The organism is Azospirillum aestuarii (assembly GCF_016632405.1).
Classification (GTDB): Bacteria; Pseudomonadota; Alphaproteobacteria; order Azospirillales; family Azospirillaceae; genus Azospirillum; species Azospirillum aestuarii.
Genome location: NZ_JAEPIV010000020.1, coordinates 1 through 12677, shown reverse-complemented (window position 1 = coordinate 12677; position 12677 = coordinate 1). Strand labels below are relative to the sequence as shown.

Annotated in this window: 9 protein-coding genes and 1 pseudogene; 3 read left to right on the top strand and 7 right to left on the bottom strand. The window is 66.5% G+C overall.

The annotated features are described in order from the left end of the window. Positions 1 to 61: 61 nt before the first annotated feature. The 3 genes and pseudogenes from JJL56_RS24525 (at position 62) to copM (ending at position 2033) form a co-directional block, all read left to right on the top strand. Positions 62 to 1242: pseudogene (locus JJL56_RS24525) on the top strand (IS3 family transposase). Positions 1243 to 1280: 38 nt separating this feature from the next. Then, positions 1281 to 1448, top strand: coding sequence for a hypothetical protein (locus JJL56_RS24520; protein ID WP_200486661.1), 168 nt, complete (start codon positions 1281 to 1283; stop codon positions 1446 to 1448). Between the two features lie 150 nt (positions 1449 to 1598). Beyond that, positions 1599 to 2033: a CopM family metallochaperone gene (gene copM / locus JJL56_RS24515; protein ID WP_200486660.1), complete on the top strand. Its 435-nt coding sequence runs from the start codon at positions 1599 to 1601 to the stop codon at positions 2031 to 2033. 242 nt (positions 2034 to 2275) lie between these two features. Here the strand turns inward: copM and JJL56_RS24510 are convergent, their stop codons facing one another. From JJL56_RS24510 to JJL56_RS24480, 7 genes are all read right to left on the bottom strand, one after another. Further along, the gene (locus tag JJL56_RS24510; protein ID WP_200486659.1) at positions 2276 to 3532 is read right to left on the bottom strand and encodes a glycosyltransferase family 4 protein; all 1257 of its coding nucleotides are present in this window, start codon (positions 3530 to 3532) and stop codon (positions 2276 to 2278) included. A 51-nt stretch (positions 3533 to 3583) separates the two neighbouring features. Then, positions 3584 to 4774, bottom strand: a complete 1191-nt coding sequence (locus JJL56_RS24505; protein WP_200486658.1) for a glycosyltransferase family protein — start codon at positions 4772 to 4774, stop codon at positions 3584 to 3586. Between the two features lie 540 nt (positions 4775 to 5314). Then, on the bottom strand, positions 5315 to 5845 hold the full coding sequence (locus JJL56_RS24500) for a DUF411 domain-containing protein (protein ID WP_200486657.1): 531 nt from the start codon (positions 5843 to 5845) through the stop codon (positions 5315 to 5317). A gap of 90 nt (positions 5846 to 5935) precedes the next feature. Beyond that, positions 5936 to 6283 (bottom strand): copper-binding protein, encoded by a 348-nt coding sequence (locus JJL56_RS24495; RefSeq protein ID WP_200486656.1) that lies wholly within the window; start codon positions 6281 to 6283, stop codon positions 5936 to 5938. After that, positions 6273 to 9464, bottom strand: a complete 3192-nt coding sequence (locus JJL56_RS24490; RefSeq protein WP_200486655.1) for an efflux RND transporter permease subunit — start codon at positions 9462 to 9464, stop codon at positions 6273 to 6275. Before JJL56_RS24490 ends, JJL56_RS24495 begins: the two co-directional genes overlap by 11 nt. An 18-nt stretch (positions 9465 to 9482) precedes the next feature. Continuing rightward, positions 9483 to 10898 carry an efflux RND transporter periplasmic adaptor subunit gene (locus JJL56_RS24485; RefSeq protein ID WP_200486654.1) on the bottom strand — a complete coding sequence of 472 codons (1416 nt, stop codon included), beginning with the start codon at positions 10896 to 10898 and terminating at the stop codon, positions 9483 to 9485. Beyond that, complete coding sequence (locus tag JJL56_RS24480; RefSeq protein WP_200486653.1) at positions 10895 to 12166, bottom strand: TolC family protein; 1272 nt, start codon at positions 12164 to 12166, stop codon at positions 10895 to 10897. The genes JJL56_RS24485 and JJL56_RS24480 overlap by 4 nt, the downstream gene beginning before the upstream one ends. Positions 12167 to 12677: the final 511 nt, after the last annotated feature.

The window sequence follows — 12677 nt, the reverse complement described above, 5'->3', positions numbered from 1 at the left end:
GATCTTGCCCCGGTTCGGTGGACACCCCTGTTAAGCTCCCAGGGGAGCGGGAAGGTGTCTGATGACGAAGATGAGGCGGTCCTTGGCGGACGAGTTCAAGCGAGAGGCCGTTGCCCTGCTTGACGGCAGCGGCCGTCCCCTGGAGCATGTGGCGCGGGAGTTGGGCCTCCAGCCATCCGTGCTGCGGAATTGACGCCGGGTGGCCCAAAGCCAGCCGCCGCGTTCGCGGTCTGGCGCTCCGGCCGCGCCAGGCGCCGCCCCGTCGGCCACACCGGACGAGCAGGCGACGGAGATCGCGCGGCTGCGGCGCGAGCTCGAGAGAGCCCGGCAGGAACGCGACATTTTAAAAAAGGCCATCAGCATCTTCTCGGAAGCGCCGAGATGAGGTTCCGTTTCGTCGAGGACCACCGGGACGAGTTCCCCGTCCGGCTCATGTGCACGGTGCTCGGAGTGTCCACCAGTGGGTACTACGCGTGGCGTGGGCGGCCGGAAAGCGGCCGGGACGCTGCCAACCGGCAGCTTTTGGCCGAGGTCCGGCGCGTCCATGGGCGCCACCAGGGCCGCTATGGCAGCCCGCGCGTGCATGCCGCCCTACGGGCAGAGGGTGTTGCCGCCAGCCGGGGCCGGGTGGCGCGGCTGATGCGCCGGCACGGCATCCGGGGCGCGGCCGCACGCCGGTTCCGGCCTGCCACCACGGACAGCCGCCATGGCCTGCCGGTCGCCCCCGACCTGCTGGGCCAAGCGTTCCGGGTGGCCGAGCCCAACCGGGTCTGGCTTGCCGACATCACCCACCTGCCCACCGGCGAGGGCTGGCTATACCTGGCGGCGGTGCTCGACTTGGCGACCCGCAAGGTGGTGGGCTGGGCCATGCGCGACCATATGCGCGCCGAGATCGCCACATCGGCTCTGGTCATGGCCATCCAGCGCCAGCGACCATCCACGGGCCTTATTCAGCATTCCGACCGCGGCAGCCAGTACGCCTCCCGGGACTACCGCGACCTGCTGCAGGCCGCCGGCATGCGGCAGTCGATGTCGCGCAAGGGCTGCTGCTATGACAATGCGCCGATGGAGAGCTTCTTCCACACCCTCAAGGTGGAGATGGTCCACCGGACCCGGTTTGAGACCCGCGACCAGGCCCGCCGGGAGTTGTTCGCCTACATCGAGACCTACTACAATCGCCAGCGCGCCCACTCGGCCATCGGGTACATCACACCCGAGCAGGCCGAGCTACGATCTGCGTGAACCCGTGTCCACCGAACCGGGGCAAGATCACCTACCGCATGGGCTTCGAGATCGAACCCAAGGGCGACGGTTCTCAACTGCGTGTGTTCATCGACTATGCCTATCCCGTGTCGCTGGGTGGGCGCGTCACCGGCGGCCTTCTCGCTGGGCCCTATGCCTGCTGGTGTGTTCGGCGCATCGCCCACGATGCGGCGAACCTTGGTTGAACCAATAGGCCAACGAATCTGTTGCCCGTAGCAACGCGTTCAGCCGGACGGGGCGCGGTACGCCTCCCGTTCGAAAGACCTCACCCGGAGAAAGGGCAGCCCATGTTCACCCGTCGAGTTCGCCGAGTTATCGTCCCATGCGCCACCGCCATGGCCCTGTTCGCCGGAACGGCGGTGGCCCAGCAAACGAATCCACAAGGCCAAACGCTGGGCACGATGTCGGGGCAAGGCATGGGGCAGGATCAGGGTATGACACACGGGCAAGGGCAAGGAATGCACCTGGGCGGCCAAAGGGCGCAGACTATGCCCAAGGACCCCGCGTCGCGCGCTTACATGGAGGGCATGCGTAAGATGAACAGCGACATGCGCAAACCTATGACCGGCGACGCCGACCAGGATTTTGCGCGCATGATGGCGGCCCACCATCAAGGCGCCATCGACATGGCTCGCGTTGAACTCCAATACGGCAAGGATCCCGACCTCAAGGCGATGGCGCAGAAGGTGATCGATGACCAGACGAAGGAAATCCAGGAGCTTCAGGACTGGTTGAAGCAGCATCCGGCCAAGCAGGCTGTCAAGAAATAGAGGAGGGTCATGCGGAGGAGTGATGGCTTCATTGTTCGGGAAAGTCGGCGCGCGCGTTGTCGCTGGGCAATGCGACGATGAAGCGGGACCAGGGTGTCGCGTTGGGCGGCTTGAAGGCGTGTGCTGACGGGTTCCGGCGCGATGACTCCACCGCTCTCTACGCCGCCATCGACAGCCAGCCCGGCGGCGTTATCGCGGTGTCCGACCTGAAAAACCATGCCCTCAGATCGACCGTGCAACGCTCAGCCAGGTTTAAGGCTTGTAGCAGTTATCAAACCGGTTACTCCGGCGAAGCGGGCATGGAGCCAGTCGATACCCGCCTCACAGCCGAAGTCACGGCGCACGCGCGTCTCCCCGGCCGTACCCAGGGCCACACGGCCGGCCGGATCGCGGATGAGCGATTCCAGCGCGGTGGCCAGTCCGGCGGAGTCCTCCGGCTCCACCAGCCATCCGGTGCAGCCGTGCTCGATCAGCTCCGGAACCGCGGCGGTGCGGGTGGACAGGCAGGCCAGCGCCTGCGACTGCGCTTCCATCAACACGTTGGGCAGGCCATCGCGGTCGCCGTCGTGGGCGGTCCGGCAGGGCAGCACGAACAGGTCGGCGCGCCGGTACTGGGCGAGGACCGTGTCCTGCGCCTTAGCCCCTAGCCACTCGATGCGGTCGGAGAGGCCATGGCGCTCGGCTTGCGCCTTCAGAGCCGCCAAGCGGTTTCCGTCGCCGACATGGACCCAGCACCAGTGCAGCCCGGCAGGAAGCTGGGCCAGCGCGTCGATCAGCAGGTCGAAACCCTTCTTCTCCACCGCCCGCCCGATCGATAGCAGGACCACTGGGTCGGCGGCGTCGGACCCGTCCCGCGCCGGTCGCCCGGCCGGAGGGTCGGGGAAGCGCGCGAAGTCCAACCCGTGATATAGCAGCTCCACACGTCCCGGCTCCGGCGCCAGCGCCTGCAGATGGGCGTGGCCGAGCGCGGTGCAGGTGACGCCCCAGTGGGCGTCGGTCAGTTTCTTGCGCTTTTCCCAGTCCGGGGAAGTCCAGATGTCCTTGGCGTGGGCGGAGAAGCTCCAAGGCAGGCCGGTCAGCAACGCCGCATACCGGGCGACGCTGGCCGGGGTATGCAGGAAGTGGGCGTGCAGCCAAGTGACGTCCGACGGCAGCTCCGCTGCCAGCACGCAGGCTTGGCCAAAGCGGCGCACGCGGTTACGGCTGGGGTCACGCCTAAGGTCGGCCATCCAGGCGGCCCGTGCCGAGCGCCAGCCTGGCAGCTGGTACGCCGCAGTCAGCGCGCGCAACATGCGCGCCGGCTCCTCGTGTAGGTATTCGGGCAGATAGGTGACGGCGGCCCCGATGCGGCGGTTCAGTGTGTGCACCGCCTTGTCGGTCGGGCGACGCAGGCTGACGATCAGTTGACGCAACCCTCGCCGTTCCAGCCCCAAAATCTCCTGCGCGATGAAGGTTTCCGACAGGCGGGGCCAGCCCTTCACAATGACGGCAACGGTCATGTCCACTCCTCTGCGGCAATTCTGCGTTCGGGCAAGAGGTTGGCCAACTGGTCAGCCCCTGCCTGCCGTCGGCAGGTGCCGGCCGGCGAGGTGGTTGACACTCTCCAGCCCATCGAGCAGGCCCGGCACCACGACGGAGGAGGGCGGCGCCTGCCAGGGCAGCCGGCGCAGCGCCGCCGCCATCGCCGCGGCGTCGCGCACCCCGTCGTCCATCAGCACGGAGACCAGCCCCAGCTCCTGCGCGCGGGCGGCGCGGATGGTCTGCTCGCGCCGCGGCACCTCGCGCGGGACGATCAGCGCCTTCTTGTCGAAGGACAGGATCTCGCAGAAGGTGTTGTAGCCGCCCATGGCGACCACCCCCACCGCCCCCTGCATCAGCCGCTCGATCCGCGCCTCGAAGGCGGTGGCCTCGACGTTCGGCAGGGCGTCGGCGCGGGCCAGGAATTCGGCCTGGAGGTCCGGCTGCATGAAAGGGCCGAACACCAGCACGGCGCGGTAGGGGATGCCGGGATCGCTCTCGTAGGCGCGCAGCACCCAGTCGACCAGCGCCTCGCCGTCGCCGCCGCCGCCGGGGGTGACCAGGATGTAGGGCTCGTCCGGCAGGCCGGGGCCGTGCGGCACCGCCGGGGGCACGGTGCGGTGCAGGTAGCCGGTGTACACCATCTTGTCGCGCACCGATTGGGGTACGTCGATGCCCTCCAGCGGGTCGCAGATCTGCGGCAGGCCGTAGGCCCAGATCTCGTCGTACAGGTTCTCCAGCGCCGGCAGGACCTTCTTGCGCTCCCACTCCGGGGCGAGCAGGGCTGGTTCGTCCATCACGTCGCGCAGGCCCAGCACCAGCGGCACGCCGCGGCCCTTCAGAAGCTCCAGCGTCTCCCGCACCTCGCCGCGCAGGCCGAGCGGTTCCTTGTCCACGATGAACAGGTCGGGCTGGTAGATCTCCGCGGTGTGGCGGATCAGCGAGGCCCGCATGGACAGGATCTCGTCGATGTCCAGATGCAGGTTCAGCGCCGTGTATTCCCCGTTGCGCAGCTTGATCACGCCGGGGATGCGCACGAAGTCCGCCCGCGTGCGGAAGTCGAAGCTGCCGACGATGGGCGAGCCGGACAGGATCAGCACGGACAGGTTGCTGTAGCGCTCCACCAGCGCATGCGCGATGGCCCGGCAGCGGCGGAGATGGCCGAGGCCGAACGTGTCATGGCTGTAGATGAGCACGCGGCCCGAGGTCGGACCTTCGCTCATGAGCTTCCTTCCCCTTGTGCCTGGCTGCCGGTGTGTGGCGCCCGGCCGCGCGTCGCGCCATGTTCGCGGGGCGGTCCTTCCACGTCACCGGGAGCGTGGGCCCGGTGACGTTGCGAGCACCGTCCTGAGGGCCCTCGCGCCGATCCCGGTGTCTCCCTCCTCTCCCCATCCCGCGGCTTGGATGACCGGTTCATGTAGGACCGAAGATCGGCAGCCGTGAACGGCGCGCCGCTCAGTTTGTGAACGCCGGCCCTTGCCAGTTCCGTGGCAATCGCCGGCCATGCGATGCGTCGTCGACGTGCCTTCGTGATCTCGTCCAGCAAGGGGGTCAGCAAAAGCCCATTCGTCACGCCGGCCGTACGGAGGCCCGCGGTTGGGCGCGGCAACCGGGCCACGGCGTACCGAAACCGCTGGGCGACCACGATGAGGTCCATGCCGGTCCCGGTTAGCCCACGCCCCCGGCCCGCTCGGTGGAGTGCCGACGCGGTGCCGTGAGCCTTGTGCTCCCCCATGCGCTCATCCTCTGCCCGATGTTCATCATTAATGACTGGCATAGAGGCCATTGCCGGTCCTCCCGAACGCGACAACGTCGTACGGGTGGCTGGGATGGTCCATGCCCGGCGCGCTTGCGGGCATGCCGGGCGCCGACGGCCCTGCAACCGGAGGATTCTCCGTCCGCAGCCGGGTTACATCCGAAGCCGGCACGTGTCCCTCCAGGACATAGCCGTCCACCATAGCGGTGTGGCAGGACTGCAACGCCTTGGGAACCTCATTCCCGGACCTGATCCGGACCATGTCCTCCACGTCGCGGACAACGGCTGAGAACCCCGCTGCCCGCATGTGTTCGATCCATTTGCCACAGCAATTGCCGGTCGGTGACTCCCAGACCGTAAGCTCCCCGGCTGCTACCGGCGCGCTCTCGAAGAGGGCGGAACCGGTGATCAGGTGAACGCCCACGAGCCCAACACCGAGCAGGAGACCCCAGCGCGCTTCCCGGAGCCGTCGCATCACCGCAGCGTGGGCATACGGCGACCGGGTGGTCACCTTCCTTTTTCGCTCTCTCATGGTCATGACGGTCTTCCCGCTCCACGGCACTCTCCCCCGAGCGGTGGGTCTGGACGACGCCGCGCGGGTGGGAGGGGCAAGGGTGCTTCAGTGCGCCTATTTCGAAGGCGTGAGCGTCTCGATGCGGTACATCCCAGCGGCGTCCTTTCCGATGGTGAAGGCGACCGGGTCGCCCGGCTTCACAGCCTTGAGGTCCACATTCGGGGCGACCACGAAGTCCATGCTCATCGCTGGCCAGCCGAGCGCAGCGATCGGGCCGTGGCTAAGGTTCACCAAGCGCTTCGCCGGATTGACGGCGTTGACCGTCCCGGTCGTGCCCACCGCTACCGGCTGGGCGACCGGCGTGGCATGGCCACGGTGGTCCATTTGTGCCCACGTGGCGGCGGGCAGGACCGCCAGCGCGGTCAGCGAGGCAAGCATGGCCGCAGCGATCTTACGGTGCATGGATAATCTCCTTGGGTTGAGCATCAGTGGACGGAAGGTCACGGGGAAGCGGCGGCTTTGCTGCCGCCTGGCGGCGGATCGCCGGCGTCTTGACCAGGGCGTAGATGGCGGGGATGACCAGCAGCGTCAGTACGGTGGAGGAGACCATGCCGCCGATCATCGGCACGGCGATGCGCTGCATCACCTCCGAACCGGTGCCGGTGCTCCACATGATCGGCAGGAGACCGGCCATGATGGCAACCACCGTCATCATCTTCGGACGCACGCGCTCGACAGCGCCCTCCATGATGGCGTCATAGAGATCGGCCACGGTCATGGGTTGCCCTTCGGCGGCACGGCGGCGCTTCCGGTCCTCGAGCGCGTGGTCGAGATAGATGAGCATCACCACACCGGTTTCGGCAGCGACGCCGGCAAGAGCAATGAAGCCGACGGCCACGGCCACGGAGAGGTTGAAGCCGAGCAACGCCATGTACCAGACACCGCCAACCAGTGCGAAGGGCAGCGACAGCATGACGATCAGCGTCTCGGCGATGCGCCGGAAATTCAGATACATCAGCAGGAAGATGATGGCGATCGTCACTGGGATGACGATCTTCAGTTTCGCCGCCGCGCGCTCCATGTACTCGAACTGGCCGCTCCAGGTGACATAGTAGCCGGCAGGCATCTGCACCTGCTCGGCAACCACCTTGCGCGCGTCGGCGACGTAACCGCCGATATCGCGGTCGCGGATGTCGACGTAGATATAGGCTGACAGCAGTGCGTTCTCGGTGCGCACCGTTGCCGGGCCCTTGGTCAGCCGCACCGAGGCGAGCTGGCCGAGTGGAATCGCCCCGCCCATTTCCGGGTGAAGCAGGATGCGGCTAGCGATGGCGTCGGGATTGCTGCGCAGCTCCCGCGGGTAGCGGACGTTGACGGAGAAGCGCTCGCGCCCTTCCACGGTCGTCGTCACCATCTCGCCGCCGAGTGCCGTCAGGATGGTGTCCTGCAAATCGCCTACCGTCAGACCGTAGCGGGCCAACTGCTCCCGGTTGGGATCGATCTCTAGGTAATAGCCGCCGACAATGCGCTCGGCGTAGGCGCTGGTCGTGCCGGGCACCGCCTTGACCACGGTTTCGATCTCGCGGGCAAGCCGCTCCATCTCCTCCAGGTCCTTGCCGAACACCTTGATGCCGATCGGCGTGCGGATACCGGTGGAGAGCATATCGATGCGCGCGCGCAACGGCATCGTCCAGGCGTTGGAGATGCCGGGCATCTGCACCGCCTTGTCCATCTCCGCCACCAGCTTTTCATAGGTCATCCCCGGCCGCCAGTCGGACGGCGGCTTCAGGTTGATGACCGTCTCGAACATCTCGGTCGGCGCAGGATCGGTGGCGGTGGCGGCGCGCCCGGCCTTGCCGTAGACCGACTCCACCTCGGGGAAGCTCTTGAGGATCCGGTCCTGCGTCTGGATCAGTTCGGCCGCCTTGGTGATCGACAGGCCTGGAAGCGTGCTCGGCATATAGAGGATGGTGCCCTCGTTGATCGCCGGCATGAACTCGCTGCCGAGCTTGCTGGCCGGAACCACCGACCAGGCCAGCAGGCCGATCGCGATCAGGATGGTCGGGATCTTGGCGCGCAGCACCAACGTGATCAGCGGTCTGTACAGCCAGATCAACAGGCGATTCACCGGATTCCGGCGTTCGGGGATGATCCGGCCACGCACGAACAGCAGCATCAGCACCGGCACCAGCGTGATCGACAGGAAGGCGGCGCCGGCCATGGCGAAGGTCTTGGTGAAGGCCAACGGCTTGAACAGCCGGCCCTCCTGCGCTTCCAGCGTGAAGACCGGCAGGAAGGACACGGTGATCACCAGCAGGCTGAAGAACAGCGCCGGCCCGACCTCCACCGCCGCGTCGATCAGCACCTTGGCGCGGTTGGCGTCCGGCGGTGCGTGCTCCAACCGCTTGTGGGCGTTTTCGATCATCACGATGGAGGCGTCCACCATAGCGCCAACGGCGATGGCAATGCCGCCCAGGCTCATGATGTTCGACGTCATGCCCATCCAATCCATCACGATGATGGCGATGAGCACGCCAACCGGCAGCGTGACGATGGCGACCAACGCGCTGCGCACATGCAGTAGGAAGACGATGCAGACGAGCGCGACGATTACGCTCTCCTCAATCAGCGTCACCTTGAGGTTGTCCACCGCTCGAAGGATCAGGTCGGAGCGGTCGTAGACGCTCTCGATGCTCACGCCCTCGGGCAGTCCGGCCTTCAGCTCGGTAAGCTTGTCCTTGACGTTCCGGATAACGTCGAGCGCGTTTTGTCCATAACGCTGGAGCGCAATGCCGCTGACCACCTCGCCTTCGCCGTTCAGCTCGGTCAGGCCGCGGCGCTCGTCCGGGCCGATCTCCACCCGCGCCACGTCGCGCAGCAGGATCGGCGTGCCGCGATCGACCTTAAGGACGATGTCCTCTATATCCGTGGCGCCGCGCAGATAGCCACGGCCGCGCACCACGTACTCGGTCTCCGCCATCTCGACGACGCGGCCGCCAACGTCCTGGTTTGATGCGCGGATCGCCTGGGCGACCTTGGTCAGCGGCACATCGTAGGCCTGGAGCTTCTGGGGATCGACGACGACTTGGTATTGCTGAACGAAACCACCGACGCTCGCCACTTCGGCGACACCCTCCGCCTTGGTGAGCTGGTAGCGCAGATACCAATCCTGCAGCGTACGCAGTTCCGCCAGGGTGCGGTCCTTGGCGAGGACGACATATTGGTAGACCCAGCCCACGCCGGTGGCGTCCGGTCCAAGCGTCGGGGTAACGCCGTTGGGCAGCCGTTTGGCGGCAAAGTTCAGATACTCCAGAACGCGGGAGCGCGCCCAGTAGATGTCGGTGCCGTCCTCAAAGATGATGTAGACGAAGGAGGCTCCGAAAAATGAGAAGCCGCGGACCACCTTGGACTTAGGCACGCTGAGCATGGCGGTGGTGAGCGGATAGGTGACCTGATCCTCGACCACCTGTGGAGCTTGGCCGGGATAGTCGGTGTAAAGGATGACCTGGACATCGGACAGGTCGGGCAGCGCGTCGAGCGGAATGCGCGACACCGAATAGGCGCCAGCTCCGATGAGAAACAGTGTGCCCAGCAGGATCAGCGCGACGTTGCGCGCCGACCAGCGGATGATGGCGGCGATCATGGATATGCCCTCCGCCGGCTATTGGTGCTGGTGCTGACCGCCGCTGCCGCCAAAGGCGCTCAGGGCTGCACGCAGGTTGCTTTCGGAATCGATCAGGAAGTTGGCGCGCACGACGACGCGTTCGCCCTCCTCCAGCCCGGCGAGAATCTGGACGTAGCCATCGGCGCGGGCTCCGGCCCTGACGTCACGCGGTTCATATCGGCCCTCGCCGGTCTCTACCAGCACCGCCTGCCGTCTGCCGGTGTCGAGCAGGGCGGAGTCCGGCACGGCCAATTCCGCCACGGCGCCAGGGGTGACGTTCAGATCACCGTTCAGGTGGACAGTGGCATAGAGGTTCGGCTTGAGCAGGCCATCGGCATTGGGCAGCTCAATGCGCACCTTGCCGGTTCGGCTCTCGGCGGTCAGCGTCGGGTAGACGAAGCTGACCTTACCGGTGAAAGAGCTGCCCGGAAGCGAATTGACGGTGACGTCGACCTGTTGTCCCGGCTTGACGTAGCCGAGATCCTGCTCGAACACGTCGGCGATCAGCCAGACATTCGACAGGTCGGCGATGCGGTAGAGTGCCTCGCCAGGCATGAAGCGCATACCGCGCACGGCACCCTTTTCCAAAACCACGCCTCCGGCGGCCGCGCGGTAGGTCAGGCTACGCGACACCTTGCCGGTCTTGCGCAGCCTCTCGATCTCCTCCTCCGGGACGTCGAGGTTGCGCAGCCGCTGGAGCGACGCTTCGGCGAGCTGGCCGCCATCACCGCTTCGGCGGGCGACGAGGTATTCTTGCTGGACCAAAACCAGTTCCGGGCTGTAGATCTCCATCAGCGGCTGACCTTTGCGGACGGTGGCGCCGGTGGTGTCGACCAGCAGGGTTTCGATCCAAGCCTCGAACTTTGGGGCAACAACGAAGAGCCGGCGTTCATCCACCTGGACGGTGCCGACCGCCCGTACTTGCCGGGAGACCGTCCGCCGCTTCGTCGCTTCGGTTCGCACGCCGAGCTTCTGAACCTTGTCGGGGCTGATGGTGACGGCGCCGGATGCGCTGTCCTCGCCCTCGTAGACCGGGACGTAATCCATCCCCATCGGGTCCTTTTTGGGCACCGGAGAGGTGTCCGGAAGACCCATGGGGTTGCGGTAATAGAGGATTTTGCGCGGACCGGCCGATGGTTGTGCCGACGCGGTGGCCGGTGCCGAAGTGGCGCCGGCCTCATAGACCGGGATGTAGTCCATCCCCATGCTGTCCTTTTTGGGTACCGGAGAGGTGTCCGGAAGACCCATGGGGTTGCGGTAGTAGAGGATCTTTCCCGGACCGGCGGACGTCGCCGCAGCGGGAGCGCCATGTCCGTCATGGCCCGACTGAGCCAGAGCGGGCGTTCCGACCGCGATGGAACCGACTGCCAGGGCGGCGAGGACGACGGGAAGGAGAGTTGATGGGCGGCTCATAATTCACCTCCGATCAGGCGTTCGATCTCGGCGAGCCGGATTTGTTCCTCGAACGTCACATTCACGTATTCGACCAACGCGCGGCGCAGCGTCTGCTCGGCGACCAAGAGGGTGGCGAACTCTTCCCGCGACAGTTCGTAGCCGCGCGCGGCGGACTCCAGCGCAATGCGCGCCTGCGGCAGGGTAATCTCCCGCACGATCCGCTTGCGCTCCTTCAGTGCGGCCAGCATGGCGTAAGCCTCGTGCACGTCGGTGGCGACGTCCAGACGGAGCTGCTCCAGCTTGGCCCGCGCCGCTCCGGCCATTGAGGAGGCTTCGCGCTGCTCGGCCCGGCGGCGGTCGGCATAAAGCGGAATGTTGACCTCGACCATTGCTTGATAGCCGTCGAAACGGCCATCGCTCCGCATGACGCCGAGACCCAGTTCCACGTCCGGATAGCCGTTCTTCTCGGCGAGGCGGCGCGTGCCGTCCGCCGAGTCGATCTGCGCGAGCTGGGCGCGGATCGCCGGGTAATCGGATCGGGCGCGGTCGACCAGCGCATCGGCCGTCAGCATCTCCAGCGGCGGGACCGTTCGGGGTTGGGGTTTCGCCGGCAGCGGGGCTTCCGGGGAGCGGACGAGCAGCCCGTTCAAACGCACCCGGGCGCGGTGGCGATCGGCGTCCATGCGCGCGACGTCGGCGGCGAGCGTCCCGGCTTCGGCGTTGGCGCCGGTGACGTCCTGCTGCTTGCCAGGACCCTGGGCGTAACGGGCACGCGCCAGATCCGACAGGCGGCGAACCGTGCCGAGCAGTTTGCGGGTCTCGTCGGCCGCCAGATGCGCCGCATGGTATTCCGCGTAGGCGACCTTGACGCGGTAGGCGATCTGGTTCGCCACCTCCGCCTGGGCAGCGGCGGCCTTGCGACTGTCCGCCGAGGCGATCTCGCGTTTCAAGTCGCGCTTGCCCCACAATGGGAACATCTGGCGAACCTGATACAGCTCCCGCCCGGCGCGATCGCGTGGCAGGTAGCCAGGCTCGTTGCGCGGCAATTCCAGCTCGACCTTGAGCTTGGGGTCGTCGAGCGCACCTGCGGAGTCGATGCGTGCCGTCGCGGCGTCGGCCTCCAGGGCCATCGCGGCAGCCTCCGGGTTCAGGCGTCGGGCGACATCGATGAGATGGGTGATGTCGGTGTTCGGCTCGGCAGCGACGGCGGCCACGCTGCCGAGCAGCAGGATCGCGGTTGCGGCAAGCATCCCACGTGAAAGGTGCAATCGGTGTGGTGCGGTCATAGTCTTGATTCCGCGCAGCCGGTCAGCCTGTCCCTGGCTGGCCGCGGGGCGGCATGACTTGGACGGCTTCCGTTCGAGGGGTGGTGTTGAGGCTTGCAATCCCCACCGCAAGCGAGGTGCAGCAGGGATGGAAACATGTCAGCGAAAGGAATTGGATGGAGGCGAATCCGGTGTGATCCGGCGCGCTCCGATCATGCCGGAAGCGGTATCGTTCCCAGCCGAAGCTCCCAGGTTCCGGCAGCAAGGTGCTGCCATCTCCATCCCGCCCTCCAGATTTCCCAATGACGGAACGCCATCAGGACCCAAGGTTACCGAGCCGCGGACCCAGCGCACCGGTATTGAGCGGTATCAGCTGTGATAGCCGGAAGCCGCTTGGCCGATGGCGAAGTCGAGATAGCTGTGCGCCTGGGCGTGGTTGCCCTGGTTGTGCAGATAAGTGCCGTAGGTGGCGTTGCGCTCGGCCATGCTTCGGGTGACGCGGTCAAGAGCGTGGTTGCCGTCCTTCAGAAGA